At 66.1% G+C, this 15,846-nt stretch carries 13 protein-coding genes and 1 tRNA gene; 9 read left to right on the top strand and 5 right to left on the bottom strand.

Annotated features, from left to right (window positions below; all coding sequences use genetic code 11):
* The first annotated feature begins 155 nt into the window (after positions 1-155).
* Both FHJ30_RS04715 and FHJ30_RS04720 read left to right on the top strand, forming a co-directional pair.
* Positions 156-1,826, top strand: a complete 1,671-nt coding sequence (locus FHJ30_RS04715; RefSeq protein ID WP_139028157.1) for an ABC-F family ATP-binding cassette domain-containing protein — start codon at positions 156-158, stop codon at positions 1,824-1,826.
* Positions 1,823-3,736: an ABC transporter ATP-binding protein gene (locus FHJ30_RS04720; protein ID WP_139028158.1), complete on the top strand. Its 1,914-nt coding sequence runs from the start codon at positions 1,823-1,825 to the stop codon at positions 3,734-3,736. Before FHJ30_RS04715 ends, FHJ30_RS04720 begins: the two co-directional genes overlap by 4 nt.
* Here the strand turns inward: FHJ30_RS04720 and FHJ30_RS04725 are convergent.
* From FHJ30_RS04725 to FHJ30_RS04735, 3 genes are all read right to left on the bottom strand, one after another.
* Positions 3,733-4,170 (bottom strand): NUDIX domain-containing protein, encoded by a 438-nt coding sequence (locus tag FHJ30_RS04725; protein WP_139028159.1) that lies wholly within the window; start codon positions 4,168-4,170, stop codon positions 3,733-3,735. The genes FHJ30_RS04720 and FHJ30_RS04725 overlap by 4 nt on opposite strands.
* Entirely contained in the window at positions 4,167-4,685 is a 519-nt protein-coding gene (locus FHJ30_RS04730; RefSeq protein WP_171058919.1) for a DUF6314 family protein, read from the bottom strand. The genes FHJ30_RS04725 and FHJ30_RS04730 overlap by 4 nt, the downstream gene beginning before the upstream one ends.
* Position 4,686: 1 nt before the next feature.
* A tRNA-Arg gene (locus tag FHJ30_RS04735) sits at positions 4,687-4,759 on the bottom strand.
* A gap of 82 nt (positions 4,760-4,841) precedes the next feature.
* Here FHJ30_RS04735 and FHJ30_RS04740 point away from each other — a divergent pair.
* Entirely contained in the window at positions 4,842-5,603 is a 762-nt protein-coding gene (locus FHJ30_RS04740; protein ID WP_139028160.1) for a DUF998 domain-containing protein, read from the top strand.
* On the opposite strand, the gene FHJ30_RS04745 is transcribed toward FHJ30_RS04740, so the two are convergent.
* Positions 5,596-6,225 carry a hypothetical protein gene (locus tag FHJ30_RS04745; protein WP_139028161.1) on the bottom strand — a complete coding sequence of 210 codons (630 nt, stop codon included), beginning with the start codon at positions 6,223-6,225 and terminating at the stop codon, positions 5,596-5,598. The genes FHJ30_RS04740 and FHJ30_RS04745 overlap by 8 nt on opposite strands.
* A gap of 32 nt (positions 6,226-6,257) precedes the next feature.
* Here FHJ30_RS04745 and FHJ30_RS04750 point away from each other — a divergent pair, with 32 nt between their 5' ends.
* Entirely contained in the window at positions 6,258-7,088 is an 831-nt protein-coding gene (locus FHJ30_RS04750) for an inositol monophosphatase family protein (RefSeq protein WP_139028162.1), read from the top strand.
* On the opposite strand, the gene FHJ30_RS04755 is transcribed toward FHJ30_RS04750, so the two are convergent.
* Entirely contained in the window at positions 7,085-8,638 is a 1,554-nt protein-coding gene (locus tag FHJ30_RS04755) for an HNH endonuclease signature motif containing protein (RefSeq protein ID WP_139028168.1), read from the bottom strand. The two genes, FHJ30_RS04750 and FHJ30_RS04755, sit on opposite strands and share 4 nt — an antisense overlap.
* A gap of 151 nt (positions 8,639-8,789) precedes the next feature.
* On the opposite strand from FHJ30_RS04755, the gene pcrA reads away from it, so the two are divergent.
* The 5 genes from pcrA (at position 8,790) to sucD (ending at position 15,742) form a co-directional block, all read left to right on the top strand.
* Entirely contained in the window at positions 8,790-11,333 is a 2,544-nt protein-coding gene (gene pcrA, locus FHJ30_RS04760) for a DNA helicase PcrA (RefSeq protein WP_139028163.1), read from the top strand.
* A 92-nt stretch (positions 11,334-11,425) separates the two neighbouring features.
* The gene (locus tag FHJ30_RS04765; protein ID WP_139028164.1) at positions 11,426-12,718 is read left to right on the top strand and encodes a glycosyltransferase; all 1,293 of its coding nucleotides are present in this window, start codon (positions 11,426-11,428) and stop codon (positions 12,716-12,718) included.
* Positions 12,719-12,724: 6 nt separating this feature from the next.
* A complete protein-coding gene (locus tag FHJ30_RS04770) occupies positions 12,725-13,435 on the top strand; it encodes a hypothetical protein (RefSeq protein WP_171058920.1) in 711 nt (236 codons plus the stop codon).
* A 223-nt stretch (positions 13,436-13,658) separates the two neighbouring features.
* On the top strand, positions 13,659-14,828 hold the full coding sequence (gene sucC / locus FHJ30_RS04775) for an ADP-forming succinate--CoA ligase subunit beta (protein WP_139028165.1): 1,170 nt from the start codon (positions 13,659-13,661) through the stop codon (positions 14,826-14,828).
* 11 nt (positions 14,829-14,839) lie between these two features.
* Positions 14,840-15,742 carry a succinate--CoA ligase subunit alpha gene (gene sucD, locus FHJ30_RS04780; RefSeq protein ID WP_013599990.1) on the top strand — a complete coding sequence of 301 codons (903 nt, stop codon included), beginning with the start codon at positions 14,840-14,842 and terminating at the stop codon, positions 15,740-15,742.
* Positions 15,743-15,846: the final 104 nt, after the last annotated feature.

Here is a 15,846-nt window from a genome sequence, read left to right on the forward strand (position 1 = left end):
AGCCCGTTGGTCCGTACACCCCCCAAGTCCGGACCAGCGGGTTCTTTTATGTCCTGCGGCCCGCGCGCCTTCCTCCCGGGCAATCGGCATGGTCCCGCCGGCCGGTTTTTGGGCAGGAAACCCGCTGCGGACGCAGCGGCGAAAGGATGGATCACATGACTGCAACCCTTGTAGCCAAGGACGTCTCCGGCGGTCATGACCACCGGCAGCTTTTCTCCGGGCTTTCCCTGACCGTCGCCCCCGGGGACGTGGTGGGCGTGGTGGGCGCCAATGGAGCCGGGAAATCGACGCTGCTCCGTCTCCTGGCAGGCGTGGACGAGCCGCAGGACGGCTCGGTCAGCCTTGCCCCTGCCGATGCCTTTGTGGGGTGGCTTCCGCAGGAGCATGAACGGGTGCCGGGCGAAACGGTTGCGGAATACGTTGCCCGCCGCACGGGATGCGCGCAGGCCACGGTCGAGATGGAAGCGACGGCGGAAGCGCTCGGAGCAGGTGCCCCGGGAGCAGATGACGCCTATGCGCTCGCTTTCGACCGGTGGATGGCTTCCGGTGCAGCCGACCTGGACGACCGGCTTCCCGCCGTACTGGCGGACCTGGGGCTGGAGACCGGGCCGGACGCGGCCATGACCGGCCTTTCCGGCGGGCAGGCCGCCCGCGTGGCGCTGGCTGCGCTGCTCCTGAGCCGGTTCGACGTGGTGCTGCTGGACGAACCCACCAATGATCTCGACCTGGAGGGCCTCGCCAAGCTCGAGGACTTCGTCAAAGGCCTGCGGGGCGGGGCCGTGCTGGTGAGCCACGACCGCGAGTTCCTGGCCCGCTGCGTTACCACGGTGGTGGAACTGGACCTGGCGCAGAATGCCGTGGCCGTTTACGACGGCGGCTATGACGCCTTCCTGGAGGAACGCGCCGTTGCCCGGCGGCACGCCCGCGAAAAGTACGAGGAATTTTCCGCCACAAAAGCGGACCTCGTTTCCCGGGCCCGGACGCAGCGTGAATGGAGCTCCCAGGGCGTGCGGAACGCCATGAAGAAAAGCCCGGACAATGACAAGATCCGCCGGGCCGCAAGCACCGAGTCCTCGGAGAAGCAGGCCCAGAAGGTGCGGCAGATGGAATCACGCATCGCAAGGCTGGATGCGGTGGAAGAGCCGCGCAAGGAATGGCAGCTGCAATTCTCCATCGGCAAGGCGCCCCGCTCCAGCTCCGTGGTTGCCACGCTCCGCGATGCGGTGGTCCGGCAGGGCGGCTTCACCCTCGGACCCGTCAACCTCCAGCTCAACGCCGGGGAACGGATTGGCATCACGGGGCCCAACGGAGCTGGAAAGTCCACCCTGCTGCGGCTGCTGCTGGGCGCCGTCGAGCCCGATTCCGGCAGTGCGGCCATGGGCGCCTCCGTGGCTATCGGCGAGATTGACCAGGCCCGCGGGCTGCTGGCCGGCCACCTGACCCTGGGAGACGCCGTCGAGGCAGTCCTGGTGGATATGGCCGCGGCCGAGGTCCGCACCCTGCTCGCCAAATTCGGACTCAAGGCCGGCCACACGTCCCGGACCGTTGACTCGCTGTCGCCGGGCGAGCGGACCCGGGCTGCGCTCGCGCTGCTCCAGGCCCGCGGCGTCAACCTCCTGGTCCTGGACGAGCCCACCAACCACCTTGACCTTCCCGCCATCGAGCAGCTGGAGGAGGCCCTGGAAAGTTATGACGGGGCGCTGCTGCTGGTGACCCACGACCGGAGGCTGCTGGAAAACGTGCGGCTGGATGTACGTTGGAATGTGGATAACGGCCGCGTCACTGAAGTGCTGGCCGCCAGCGCCCCGAAAGGCACCAAAAAATGAGTATGGACAGGGTTGCCTGGAGCTCCCTCTACAACATCACCCGCGCCTCCAGCGGATCCAAGCCGTTCTCGAAGGAGCTCCTCAAACGGGTGTTTGGTTTCGCGCGGCCGCACCGCGGCCGGCTGGTTGCCTTCGTGCTGCTGTCCATCGTGATGGCAGTCCTGGCCGTGGCAACACCGGTGCTCGCCGGCCAGGTGGTGGACGCGATCATCGCCAAGACGGACGCCGGAACGGTGGCCTGGCTCGCAATACTGATTGCGATCGTGGCTGTGGCCGAGGCAGGGCTGGGACTCGTAACGCGGTGGTTGTCCGCTTCGATTGGCGAGGGCGTGATCCTGGACCTGCGCACCAAGGTGTTCGACCACGTGCAGAAGATGCCTATCGCCTTCTTCACCCGGACCCGCACCGGTGCGCTGGTGAGTCGGCTTAACAACGATGTGATCGGGGCCCAGTCCGCCTTTGCCGGCACGCTCTCCGGCGTGGTCAGCAATGTGGTGGCGCTGGCCCTCACCCTTGTTGTGATGCTGAACAAATCCTGGCTCGTGACTGTGCTGGCCATGATCCTGCTTCCGATCTTCCTCATCCCCGCCCGCCGGATGGGTTCCAGGCTGGCCGAGTTGCGCCGTGAGGCCGCCGAGCACAACGCCACTATGGGCACGCAGATGACTGAGCGTTTTTCAGCCCCCGGCGCCACCTTGGTGAAGCTCTTCGGGCGCCCGGACGAGGAGTCCCGGGAGTTCGCACTCCGGGCCGGGCGGGTGCGGGACATCGGTGTCCGCACGGCGATGCTCCAGTTCACCTTCGTTACGGCCCTGACCCTGGTCTCCGCCCTGGCCCTGGCCTTGGTCTACGGCCTGGGCGGTTGGCTGGCGCTGGAAGGGCAGCTGGCCGCGGGCGACGTCGTTGTGCTCGCTTTGCTGCTCACCCGCCTTTACGCCCCGCTCACCGCACTCTCCAACGCACGTGTGGAAATCATGAGTGCCCTGGTCAGCTTCGAGCGCGTCTTCGAAATCCTGGACCTCAAGCCGCTCATCCGCCAGAAGCCGGATGCTGTGGAATCGCCACGCGGCCCGCTCTCCGTGGAGTTTGACGACGTCCGGTTCTCCTATCCCTCGGCGGACAAGGTCTCGCTGGCCTCCCTCGAGGACGTTTCCACCCTGGACACCCGCGGCGGGGAAGAAGTCCTGCATGGGGTCAGCTTCCGGGTTGAGCCCGGACAGACGGTGGCGCTGGTGGGCTCTTCGGGCGCCGGCAAATCCACCATCGCGCAACTGCTGGCCCGGCTTTACGACGTTGATTCCGGCGCCATCCGTTTTGGCGGCGGGAGGCCAGGAACAGGGGTGGATGTCCGCGACCTGACCTTCGACTCCATGCGGGAAACCCTGGGCATGGTCACCCAGGACGGCCACCTCTTCCACGAATCCATCGCCTCCAACCTCCGGCTGGCCAGGCCGGACGCCACGGAAGCGGACATGTGGGAAGCCATCCGGCAGGCCAGGCTGGAAACCATGATCCGCTCCCTGCCGGACGGGCTGGACACCGTGGTGGGGGAGCGCGGCTACCGGCTTTCCGGCGGTGAACGGCAGCGGCTCACCATCGCGAGGCTCCTGATCGCCCAGCCACGGGTGGTCATCCTCGATGAGGCAACGGCCGCTCTGGATTCCACCAACGAAGCCGCCGTGCAGGCAGCCCTCGGTGCCGCGCTCGAGGGGCGCACCGCCGTCGTGATTGCGCACCGCCTGTCCACCGTCCGCGCCGCGGACGCGATCCTGGTGGTGGAGGGCGGCCGGATCGTGGAACGCGGAACCCACACCGAACTGCTTGCTGCCGAAGGGCGGTACGCGGACCTGTACCGGACGCAGTTCGCCGAAGCCACCGCCGTGGTCCAGGAAGCAGTTCCGGAGTTCTAGGCTCCCAAAGGAGCGCTGCCGGGCCTGGCGGCGAGTTCCGGCAGGATGTGGTCCGTCAGCAGCGGTGCCAAGTCTTCGCCGGGTTCTGCGCCGCTGGCAAGGGCAGCCAGGTCCAGCCAGCGGATTTCTTCGATTTCCGCGGAGGGACGGGCCGTCCACGTGCCCGGCGCCAGGAAAACGGTTGCCTCGATATCCGTGGCGGCCTCGTTCGCGGCATCCGCAATCCAGACGCCCATCAGCTGCAGTTCGCCGGGATCGAGGACGATCCCAACCTCTTCAGCCAGCTCCCGGGCTGCCGCCTGGACGGCTGATTCGCCGGCCTCCGGCTTGCCGCCCGGGTGCATGAACATGGCTGTGCCACGCTTCCTCACCGTGAGGAGCCGGGCGGCGTCGTCGAACACGCAGACAGCGGAGACCACAATGCGGTCCTTCATGCGGCATCGCCGCGCATCCGGACCAGGCGGGAGGACAGGAGCAGGTCCTTCTTTGGCCCCTGCACGTCCCAGATGTAGCTGAACCGGTCGGCGTCCCCGTACGTGTAGGCGACGCGGTAGGTATCGGGATCGCACCAGTGCTTGTCGAGGTTGGCTTCCGGAGTGAAGCTCATGCTGTGGAAAGGGCGGCCGTCCGGGAAAAAGACGTCCAGTGCATCCGGGCGGGCTGTGCTTTTCAGCAGGTATTCGCGGGAGGCGGGCCCTGTAAAGGATGGCCAGCGCATGGTGCCTTCTTCGCGCAGGGACAGGCCGGCGTCGTCCGTGGGAACAAATTGCACGACGCCGGAAAAGGTGCCGCGGATGCCTCCGGCCCGGTCCAGCAGGTCCCGCTGGACGGTCCACAGCCCCGCCTTTGCGGTGCCAAGGTCCTCGGCACCAACGTGTCCGGGCCCATTGGGCCGGCTGGTGCCAAGGAGGTAGGCGCGGAGCTGGAACCCCGGGGAAGGATAGTTCAAGTGCCCTCGATTGGAATCGAACCAACGACACCGGCTTTAGGAGAGCCGTGCTCTATCCACTGAGCTACGAGGGCTTGCGTCCGTAGGATCGGCGGGCCAGTCCGGCCGGACACGGATACAAGCATACAAGGTGCTGGGCCGTACTACGCTCAAGGCATGAGTTCAGCGCCGTCCGCAGCCCCCGCCGTCGCCTTCATTCCGGACACTACGTCCACACGGCAATACATCGGCGCGTGGTCGGTGCTGAGCGTGCTGCAGTATTTCGCGGCCGAGGCCGCAGTGATCGGGGCCTGGGCAGGACCCACGGCCTACGACCTCCGGACTGGCTATATCAGCGACCTGGGTGCGCTGAACTGCGGCGTCTATGACGGCCGCCAGGTGTGTTCCCCGCTCAACTGGCTGATGAACGCCTCGTTCGTGGTCCAGGGGCTCGGGATGCTGCTGGGTGCTGTTCTGCTGACTTCCGGGCTGCTGTGCGTCGCGGCCCGGGCGGACCTGCGGGTTCAGCCGCGGCGGAGGCCCTGGCTGGCGGCCGCGTGGGTGCGGATCCTGACCGGGGCCGCCGGGGCAGGGACTGTGATCGTGGGGCTGGTCCCCGAGGACGCCGGCTCCAACTGGCATCTCGTGGGCGCCGTGGTGTACTTCCTTGCCGGGGCGGCTGCCCTGCTGCTCCTGGGCATCCTTTGGCTGCGGAAAACAGCTTTCGCCTGGTTCATCCTGGCCTGCGGTGCTGTTTCGTCCGCTGCTTTGGTGACCGGCGGACTGACGCGCATGGAGGTGCCGGAGCCCGGCACCCTGGAGCGGCTGATGGGCTATCCCGTCACGGTGGGCATGGCCACCGCGGGCCTGGTGATCGCGCACCGGGTGCACCGGCACCGCAAGGAGGTCCGGGCCCGGGCCGCGGCCGCGGTCAGCTAGCGGCCTTCGGCTTCCGGGAACCGAGGATGACTGCGGCGGCGCCCGCGAGGAGGCTGAGGACCAGCAGGACCCAGCCGGAAACGGTCAGTCCGGATGCAAGTGCCACCTGGCTGGCGTCGGCCGTGTCCGAGGCCAGCACGCCGTCGATGGCCACGTTGCCCCAGAGCCGCACCACGACGAAGAGCAGCGGGATGGCCCAGAGGGCCCAGCGTAGCGCCTTCCGGGCTGTGTTGGTCCCGATCAGCAGCAGCCAGGTGAACCCGAAGATCAGCGGAAACAGGGTGCCCGCCGTCTTGTGCACGTAGTTGAGCTGCCCCCGGGCGTCACCGTCCATGGCGGCGTGCAGGGTGCCGATGTAGGCGGGGTCGAAACCGCCAATGAGCGAGTCCGGCATGGCCAGGCCGCCGGAGAGCTGCCGGAGCTGGTCCAGGGTCAGCAGGTGGAGGTACCAGAAGAGGAACAGGCTGGCCACCACGCCCGCGATGAGGATGAGGTTGCTGTTGGTTTGGGCTTTTTGCGGGGTACGGGCCGTGGTGGGGTTCACCACGGGCGGGAGGTGGTGCTGGGGTACCGCCGCCTTGGAACCATGCTTCTTGATCCGCTGGGCAGGTGTCTTGGCCATGGCACCATTATCGCGCCCCATAAACTGATGCCATGACCATTGGCAGGCACAGCGCTGTTGAACTTGACCCTTCACTTGACGACTACCAGCTTGCAGCAGCCTTGGTGCGGGAGGCCGGCCAGTTGGCGCTCCTCATGCGGATGGCAGGGTTGCAGTCGCAGCAAAAGACGTCCATTTCGGACGTGGTGACCGCGGCCGACCACGCCGCCGAAGCCTATGTGCTGGAGCAGCTGCAGCGCTGCCGGCCCCAGGACGGCATCCTGGGTGAGGAAGGCGCGTCGGTGCAGGGGAGCAGCGGCCGGACGTGGGTGATTGATCCCGTGGACGGCACCTACAACTTCCTGCACGGCTCCACGTACTGGTGCTCGGCCATCGCCCTGAAAGACCAGTCCGACGTTGTGCTCGGCGCCATCTTCCAGCCGGAGGAGGACAAGCTCTGGCTGGGCGGGCGGGGGCACCCCGCCAGCCTGAACGGTGAACCGCTGACGGTGTTCCAGGACAACAAGGGTGAGCGGAACGCCACCGCCGTTGCCGAGCTGGGGGCGGCCACCTACATCCACCCCAGCTGGCTGATGGACCCGCTCTGCGCCATGCCCTGGCATGCGGCGGCGACGTCGGCCGCAGCACTGCGGATGCTCGGCTCCGGCTCCTGTGACCTTGGCCGGGTGGCGGACGGACAGATCGGTTGCTGGTTCCAGCACAGCTGCCCGGAATGGGACTGGCTGCCCGGCAAGGCGATTGTGCGGGCCGCCGGCGGCGCTGTGGACACCGTGCGCGTCAACGGCCTGGAATGGTTCATGGCTGGGGGCACGACGGCGGTACGCGAGCTCCGTGCAGCCCTCCAGTCGGGCTCCGTGGCCTAGGGTCCAGCCGTGGCCGTGGCCGGGACCAAGGGCTTAGGCGGTGCGACGTTGCCAAGGACGAGGACGGCCGGCTGCTTGGGACTGGGGAACTGTGCGGTTCCGGGCAGTGGTGGTGCGGTGGAGTGGTAGGTGTGGCCGGTGGGTGTTCGGAGTTCGACTGAGTGGCGTTGCCCTGGTTGGGTGACTGGCCGGGCGGTCCAGCCGGGGTTTTCTTTGGTGTGGTTGCAGGCTTCGCAGAGGCCTTGGCCGTTGTGGCTGGTGGTGGGTCCGTTGGTGTGCCAGGGGATGATGTGGTCGTGGTGGCGGATCGGGGCGTCGCAGTAGGGCGTGCGGCAGGTGTCGTCCCGGACCTGGAGGAAGCGGCGGAGTCCTGGCGGGAAGAGCCGGGCCTTGGAGTCCATCGCGACCAGTTCACCCTCCGCCGGGGCCGTGTAGAGCCGGCGCAGCCAGACCTGAAGCCCGGTATTCTCCGCGCTGCCCGCGGACCCGGAATCAGTTGCCGGACCACCCGCCCCGGGGCCGGCAGACTCCGGCCCGGCTGCTGCGCCGAGCACTGCTTTCCGTGCCCATTGGGCGGGGACGGTGCCGTAGCCGGTGAGGCGGGCTGGTTCGGCGTCGGCCTGGAGGAGGGTGCGGTCGGTCATGACGAGCTGGAGGTCGATGCCGGTGATCCCGGCCGGGGTCCCGGTGAGGCACTCAACCAGGCGGTCGGCCATGATCTGGCCCTTGCCCCGGCCGTCCCGCGTGGCCCGGCCGTCCCGCGTGGCCCGGCCGTCCCGCGTGGCCCGGCCGTCTCCGGTGGCCCGGACGGTGTCAGCGTGCCGGGTCAGGGCCGTGTAGGCGGCAACGCCCTGGGCGACCGGAAGCAGGGCGGTCAGCCGGGTCATGGTGTCCGGTGCCGGGCGCAGCGTCACGGTCCGCTCGTTGGCGGCCAGGGATGCCCGCTGCGCGACCGAGGCCGGGTCCCGCCGGTACGCCGCGGCCCGGACGGCCGCGGTCACGGCCCGGTCCCCGGCACCGGCCAGGGACCCTGTATCGGCGGCGAGTTCCTCGTCCACGGCGCACCGGTCCTCCGCGGACAGGCACGCGGTTTCCTTCACCACGAGGGTGGCGCGCCATTCGTTCAGCTGCCCGGACTCCAAAGCGGCCAGGGTCCGCGGCATCTCGGTGGCCAGTGCCCTGGCAAGGCCCAGGAGCCTGCTTCCACGGGCAGGGGACTCCCGCCGCGCCAGCGCTATCTCGGCCCCCACACCCGCACCCCGGTCAGCGGCAGGGATACCGGCGGCGGCCTGTTCCTGCCGCACGTCGTGATCGTAGGCCACGGCGATCCGTGCCTGCTTCGCGGCAACCGCGGACTTCACGTCCTCGAATTCCCGTATCTGGCTGATCTTTCCCGGACCATCCTTGACGACGGGAACAGCAGCCAGCAACGCAAGGACATCCGCAACACAAGGCCCAGGGAGGCCTCCCGCGTCCGGGCCAGAGCCCGTCTGTAGACCCGCCTCTGTTGCCAGACCTGCCCCCGTCTGCTTGCCCGCTTCGGCATCCATCCGGGCCGCCGCCGTCGTTTCCGCTTCCATACGCCGAGCCTTCCAGCCCATGCCGCACTCGGCACGCACTCCTCAGCGCTATGTGGATAAAGCCTTGTAATCCACAGCCTGGAACCGGGTGTCGGCCCCACCGCCTAGACTTGTAGGCACCATGGATATGTTGTTTGACCCGTACTCTGACGGACCGTTCAAGGCCGCTTCCGCAACGGCTGCCCGCACCAAGTCGCGCCCTGAAGGCGCTACGGCGGCTGGTCCTGGCGGTGCCGCGCCCTGGGAGAACCTGCAGCGTCCGGGGCTGCCCGGTGGCCAGAATGGTGAAGATCGGCCCCAGGCGGAAGGTCAACACCACGGCAGTCGGCGGCCGGATGCGGCCCAGCTGCTGGAGGGGCTGAACCCCCAGCAGGAAGAGGCAGTCAAACACGTCGGTCCGGCGCTGCTGATCGTGGCCGGCGCCGGTTCGGGCAAAACCCGCGTGCTGAGCAACAGGATCGCCTACCTCATTGCCACCGGACGGGCCCACCACGGCGAAATCCTGGCCATCACCTTCACGAACAAGGCCGCCGCGGAAATGCGGGAACGCATCGAAAAGCTCGTGGGTGGACGTGCCAAGATCATGTGGATCTCCACCTTCCACTCATCCTGCGTCCGTATCCTCCGGCAGGAGGCGGCCAATGTTGGCTTGAAGTCGAACTTTTCCATCTACGACTCCGCGGACTCGCTCCGCCTGGTCACCCAGGTATCGAAAGCCCTGGACCTGGACCCCAAGAAGTTCGCGCCCAAGGCCATCCAGCACAAGATCTCGGCGCTGAAGAACGAACTCATCGATGCTGACTCGTACGCCTCTGCGGCGAACTATAACGATCCCTTTGAGCAGGCCGTCGCCGACGTCTTCAAGGGCTATACCCAGCGGCTGCGGCAGGCGAACGCCATGGACTTTGACGATCTCATCGCGGAAACCGTCTACATGTTCCGGGCTTTTCCCGCACTCGCCGAGTCCTACCGCCGCCGCTTCAGGCACGTGCTTGTGGACGAGTACCAGGACACCAACCATGCCCAGTACGCGCTGGTCCGGGAAATCGTGGGGGAAGGACCGGGTGCGTCAGAGCTGACGGTGGTGGGTGATTCCGATCAGTCCATCTACGCGTTCCGCGGCGCCGACATCCGCAATATCGTCGAGTTCGAAAAGGACTACCCCGAGGCCCGCACCATCAAGCTGGAGCAGAACTACCGTTCCACCCAGAACATTCTCAACGCAGCCAACTCCGTCATCTCAAGGAATCCCAACCGTCCCGAGAAACGGCTGTGGACGGCCGAGGGTGACGGCCACAAGATCATCGGCTACGTCGGCGAGAACGAGCACGACGAAGCCCAGTTCATTGCCAAGGAGATCGACCGCCTGCAGGACGAGGACAACCTCCGGCCCGGCGATGTGGCCATTTTCTACCGCACCAACGCCCAGTCCCGCTCCATCGAAGACGTTTTGGTGCGTGTGGGCCTGCCCTACAAGGTGGTGGGCGGCACGCGGTTCTACGAGCGCAAGGAGATCAAGGATGCCCTCGCCTACCTGCGCGTCCTGGTCAACCCCGACGACGACGTCAACCTGCGGCGGGTGCTTAACGAACCAAAGAGGGGCATCGGGGACCGGGCCGAAGGTGCCGTAGCGGCGCTGGCCCAGCGTGAGCGTACCTCCTTCATGGCTGCTGCGCGCCGGGCAGACCAGGCTCCCGGAATGGCAACCCGGTCCGTCAATGCCGTCCTCGGCTTTGTGAAGCTGCTGGATGACCTGGCCGAGGTGGCTGCTGGTTCGGGCGCGGCGGCGGCGCTGGAGGCAGTCTTGGAGCAGACCGGCTACCTCGCTGCCCTGCGCGCAAGCACCGACCCCCAGGACGAATCCCGGGTGGAAAACCTGGCCGAACTCGTTGCCGTGGTGCGTGAGTACGAGCAGGAGAACCCGGAAGGGACACTGGAAGCGTTCCTCGAGCAGGTTTCCCTGGTGGCAGACGCTGACCAGATCCCCGACGCACCCGGGGCGGACATTGATGCTGCCGTCGCCGAGGCCAAGCGGCTTGGAGTGGTGACCCTGATGACGCTGCACACCGCGAAAGGCCTGGAGTTCCCGGTGGTGTTCCTGACCGGCATGGAGCACGGACTGTTTCCACACCAGCGCTCAGCCACCGATCCCAAGGAACTGGCCGAGGAACGCCGGCTTGCCTATGTGGGGCTCACCCGCGCGCGGAAACGGCTCTACGTCACCCGCTCCGAGGTCCGCAGCATGTGGGGACAGAGCCAGTACAACCCGGCCAGCCAGTTCCTCGAAGAGATTCCCGCCGAGCTCCTGGAATGGAAGCGCGAAGGAACCAGCAGGCAGGGCGGCTGGGGGAGCAGCGGTTCCATTGGCTCCAGCCGCTACAGCGGGTCTTTCTGGGGCGCCGGGACTGCGCGCGGCGCGTCGGCGGATGCCTCGGCCGGGTTCAATGCCGATGTTCCCGCCGCCATCGCCCGAAACAGGGTGCAGCCGCAGAAGGAAATTGTGGCAGTCAGCGTGGGGGACAAGGTCAACCACACCAGCTTCGGCAACGGAACAGTCCTGGCGCTTGAGGGAGCGGGAGACAAGACGGTGGCCAAGGTGAAGTTCGACGTCGGCGAGAAGCGGCTGCTCCTGCGGTACGCGCCCTTGACGAAACTCAGCGCCTAAAAACCGGAACGGGGCGCTTGCCCGTCTCCGCCCTCGGTACTACAGTTCAGGAACCCTTCCCCAGCAGCCGCATCCGAAGTCGGAGTGGGACCATGAACATCCTGTTCGCGAGCCAGGCAATTGACGGCCACTTCAATCCGATGACCGGAGTGGCCATGAAGCTGAAACAGCGCGGCCATGACGTCCGCTGGTACACGGGCCCGGTGTTCGCCGGCAAGCTCCGGGATCTCGGGATTCCCTTCTTTCCCTTCAAGCGGGCCATCGAACACCGCGCCGACAACCTCTTTGATCTGTATCCGGAACGGGCGAAACTCAAGGGACCCCGGGCCATCGGTTTTGACGGTGAAAAGATCTTCGCCAGCAACATCAGCAACTTCTTTGAGGACATCCGGGAGCTGGACCAGGAATTCCCCTTCGATGCCCTGGTGGTGGACCACTCCATGTTCGTCCAACGGCTTGTTGCGCACTTGCTGGACAAGCCGGTGGTCAATGTAGTGGTGATCCCCAACATGGAAAGCGATCCGCTGGTGCCACCGCTCTTCTTCGGCTTCCGGCCGCCGCGGAACCCTGCCGAGAAGGCTCTGCAGGGCACCGCCGGGCTGTTGTCGGACAAAGTCATTCTCCGTCCGGCCCACAAAAGTTACCGGCGCCAACACAGCTTCTATGGCCAAGAGGTGCCCAAGGGGGCCAGGCTCACCGACGATGCCTACCGGTGCTCGGATGCTGTCATCCAGGCCGGCACCGAGTCCCTTGATTTTCCGCGCCGCAACAGGAACCCGAAGGTGAGATATGTCGGGGCGCTCCTGCCATACCGGCGTCCCGGCGCTGGAGACCGGGAGGAGCTGCCGGAGGGATATCAAAGGACCATTGTGGTCACCCAGGGCACACTGGATAACACGGACCAGAACAAGCTCATCATTCCCGCGTTGGAGGCGCTCAAGGACATGGATGTACTGGTCATTGTGGCAACAGGCGGCAGGAAGTCCGCGGAACTGCGTGCGCGCTACCCCCAACCGCATATCCACATCCGGGACTACGTGGATTTTGCCGCGGTGTTTGACTCCACGGATGTCTTTATCACCAACGGCGGTTTCGGCGGGGTGCAGCTTGCCCTTTCCGCGGGCGTCCCGCTGGTGGTGTCCGGCATCAATGAAGGCAAGAGCGACGTCAACGCAAGGGTGGAGCATGCCGGAGCCGGCATCAACCTCCGGAGCGAGGCTCCCGCGCCGGAGAAGATCCGAGCGGCCGTGCGTTCCATCCTGGCCGACCCGCAGTGGAAGAACCGTGCCCAGCAGATGCGGGAGGACTTCGCACGGCAGGACCCGGCACAGGCAGCAGCAGAAGTCGTCGAAAATGTTCCTGGCTCCAGGCGGCCGCCGGTGTGAAGCATAATGGAGCCCATGCGACGGACCATGTGGGGGATACTCGCCGCCCTGTTCCTGCTGGGCGCCACCGGGTGTGCTGTGACGGTGGAGGACCCGGCGTATGTGGCCCCGCCGCCGCTGCCACCCATGGAACAGTTGGAGCAGGCAGCCCTGGCTGACCCGGAGGACTTCAGCGGCGGAGCTGATGACGTCATCTCGTTCATCACGGAGGACCGGACAGTGGCGTGCTCCCTCACGGCAGCCAGGGGGCCGCACATCAACCTCCCGTATGAGCAGAACAGCTTCGGCGACAGCGAAAACAACAAACTGGCCATCGTGCCGGTGGCCCACTGCGAACTGGCAAGGTACCCCAAGCCGCAGACGGACGACGTCAAAGACAACTGTGCCGGAACGGACCTCGGCTACCTGGGCGGGGTTGCCCTGCTGACGCCTGACACCGCAACCTACGGCGAGTGCCGTTCCGGCGTCACACAAATGGAGGCAGCGTACGGCCCCCGAGGCAGCAAGGCAGGACCGCTGGCGCAGCTGCAGGTCCTGGTAGGCGGGAAAAACCTCGAACGCAACGGGCTGCGCTGCTCTGCCTACAACGGCGGCGTAGCGTGCGGAAACGTCTCTGCAGGCGTCGGTTTCTTCGTGTCGCCGGATCATTACGAACTGATCCCAAAGCCGGCCGAAACCGCCCCGGCGGCCACGGCAGGGGCCTCAAAAACCCCGTAATTCCGCGGTTTTTCTACGCTTCATAGAATAGTGTCCTTACTCACATAAGGGGTACTCTGGGACGGGCCGGTCCCTTCAAAGGACTAGAGTTCCCAATGGAGCATCACGCCGCGTGGCTCGTTTCCAACAGGCCGCCGGTGCGTGCAATTCCGCAGCCCGGTCATCGTCTTGCGATGGTGTCCGACTGTACAGAAACTACTTCGACGTAGAAGGACACTAAACCGTGGACCTGTTTGAATACCAGGCGCGCGATATGTTCGAGGCGCACGGTGTACCCGTGCTTGCTGGCATCGTGGCGTACACCCCAGAAGAAGCAAAGGCAGCTGCCGAGAAAATCGGCGGCGTTACTGTCGTTAAGGCACAGGTCAAGGCTGGCGGCCGCGGCAAGGCCGGCGGCGTCAAGGTGGCAAAGTCCGCGGATGAGGCACTTGAACACGCCACCAACATCCTGGCCATGGACATCAAGGGCCACACCGTCAACAAGGTGATGATTGCCCAGGGTGCGGACATTGCCGAGGAGTACTACTTCTCCGTCCTGCTGGACCGGGCCAACCGCAACTACCTGGCCATGTGCTCGGTTGAGGGCGGCATGGAAATCGAACAGCTCGCCGTCGAACGCCCCGAGGCGCTCGCCAAGATCGCCATCGACCCCGCAGTGGGAATCGACCAGGCAAAGGCAGACGAAATCGTCGCAGCCGCAGGCTTCGCTGAGGAACTGCGCGGCAAGGTCGCCGCTGTGATCCTCAAGCTCTGGGACGTCTTCAAGAAGGAAGACGCCACCCTGGTGGAGGTCAACCCGCTCGTCAAGACCGGCGCCGGCGAAATCGTAGCCCTCGACGGCAAGGTCTCCCTCGACGAGAACGCCGAGTTCCGCCACGCCAAGCACGCCCTCCTCGAGGACAAAGACGCTGCTGACCCGCTTGAGGCCAAGGCAAAAGCGCAGGACCTCAACTACGTCAAGCTGGACGGTGAAGTAGGCATCATCGGCAACGGTGCAGGCCTGGTGATGTCCACCCTGGACGTCGTCGCCTACGCCGGCGAGAACCACGGCAACGTGAAGCCCGCCAACTTCCTGGACATCGGCGGCGGAGCATCCGCAGAGGTCATGGCCGCCGGACTGGACGTCATCCTCGGTGATGAGCAGGTCAAGTCCGTCTTCGTGAACGTCTTCGGCGGCATCACCGCCTGTGACGCCGTGGCCAAGGGCATTGTTGGCGCGCTGGCCGAATTGGGCCACTCCGCGAACAAGCCGCTGGTAGTCCGTCTCGACGGCAACAACGTCGAGGAAGGCCGCCGCATCCTGAACGAGGCCAACCACCCGCTGGTAACCCTGGCCGCCACCATGGACGAGGGCGCCGACAAGGCAGCCGAGCTCGCCAACGCAGCTAAGTAAAGGGACGCACCATGTCTATCTATCTGAACAAGGACTCCAAGGTCATCGTCCAGGGCATCACCGGCGGCGAAGGCACCAAGCACACCGCCCTGATGCTCAAGGCGGGCACCAACATCGTGGGCGGCGTCAACGCCCGCAAGGCCGGCACCACCGTCCTGCACGGGGACAAGGAAATCACCGTCTTTGGCACCGTGAAGGAAGCCATGGCGGAAACCGGTGCCGACGTCTCCATCGTCTTCGTGCCGCCGGCATTCACCAAAGCCGCAGTGGTTGAAGCCATCGAGGCCGGCATCGGCCTTGTCGTCGTCATCACCGAAGGCGTTCCGGTCCAGGACTCCGCCGAGTTCTGGGCGCTGGCCCAGTCCAAGGTCGACGCCGACGGCAACCAGGTCACCCGCATCATCGGCCCGAACTGCCCCGGCATCATCACCCCCGGCGAATCCCTGGTGGGCATCACCCCTGCCAACATCACCGGCAAGGGCCCCATCGGCCTGGTTTCCAAGTCGGGCACCCTGACCTACCAGATGATGTACGAACTGCGCGACCTGGGCTTCTCCACCGCGATCGGCATCGGCGGCGACCCCATCATCGGCACCACGCACATCGACGCCCTGGCGGCGTTCGAGGCTGACCCCGAGACCAAGGCCATCGTCATGATCGGTGAGATCGGTGGCGACGCCGAAGAGCGCGCAGCCGACTTCATCAAGGCCAACGTCACCAAGCCCGTGGTTGGCTATGTTGCCGGCTTCACCGCTCCCGAGGGCAAGACCATGGGCCACGCCGGCGCCATCGTCTCCGGTTCCGCCGGAACCGCCCAGGCCAAGAAGGAAGCCCTTGAAGCCGCTGGCGTGAAGGTCGGCAAGACGCCGTCCGAAACCGCCAAGCTGCTGCGCGAGGTTTACGCAGCCCTCTAGGCTGCGAAGCAGTACAGCTGTAAAGCGGGGCAACCTGCCGGCCTTCGGGACGGCAGGTTGCCCCGCTTTTTTCTGTCAAGTACGACGACGGCAGGCCGCCTCCG

The organism is Arthrobacter sp. BB-1 (assembly GCF_006151685.1).
GTDB lineage: Bacteria > Actinomycetota > Actinomycetes > Actinomycetales > Micrococcaceae > Arthrobacter.

What these genes read in the sequence shown, in the direction of transcription:
- FHJ30_RS04745 (WP_139028161.1), bottom strand. Translation starts at nt 6,225, where the DNA reads ATGGCCAAGACACCTGCCCAGCGGATCAAGAAGCATGGTTCCAAGGCG.
- FHJ30_RS04725 (WP_139028159.1), bottom strand. Translation starts at nt 4,170, where the DNA reads ATGAAGGACCGCATTGTGGTCTCCGCTGTCTGCGTGTTCGACGACGCC.
- sucD (WP_013599990.1), top strand. Translation starts at nt 14,840, where the DNA reads ATGTCTATCTATCTGAACAAGGACTCCAAGGTCATCGTCCAGGGCATC.
- FHJ30_RS04740 (WP_139028160.1), top strand. Translation starts at nt 4,842, where the DNA reads ATGAGTTCAGCGCCGTCCGCAGCCCCCGCCGTCGCCTTCATTCCGGAC.
- pcrA (WP_139028163.1), top strand. Translation starts at nt 8,790, where the DNA reads ATGGATATGTTGTTTGACCCGTACTCTGACGGACCGTTCAAGGCCGCT.
- FHJ30_RS04720 (WP_139028158.1), top strand. Translation starts at nt 1,823, where the DNA reads ATGAGTATGGACAGGGTTGCCTGGAGCTCCCTCTACAACATCACCCGC.
- FHJ30_RS04755 (WP_139028168.1), bottom strand. Translation starts at nt 8,638, where the DNA reads ATGGATGCCGAAGCGGGCAAGCAGACGGGGGCAGGTCTGGCAACAGAG.
- FHJ30_RS04715 (WP_139028157.1), top strand. Translation starts at nt 156, where the DNA reads ATGACTGCAACCCTTGTAGCCAAGGACGTCTCCGGCGGTCATGACCAC.
- FHJ30_RS04750 (WP_139028162.1), top strand. Translation starts at nt 6,258, where the DNA reads ATGACCATTGGCAGGCACAGCGCTGTTGAACTTGACCCTTCACTTGAC.
- FHJ30_RS04770 (WP_171058920.1), top strand. Translation starts at nt 12,725, where the DNA reads ATGGAGCCCATGCGACGGACCATGTGGGGGATACTCGCCGCCCTGTTC.
- FHJ30_RS04765 (WP_139028164.1), top strand. Translation starts at nt 11,426, where the DNA reads ATGAACATCCTGTTCGCGAGCCAGGCAATTGACGGCCACTTCAATCCG.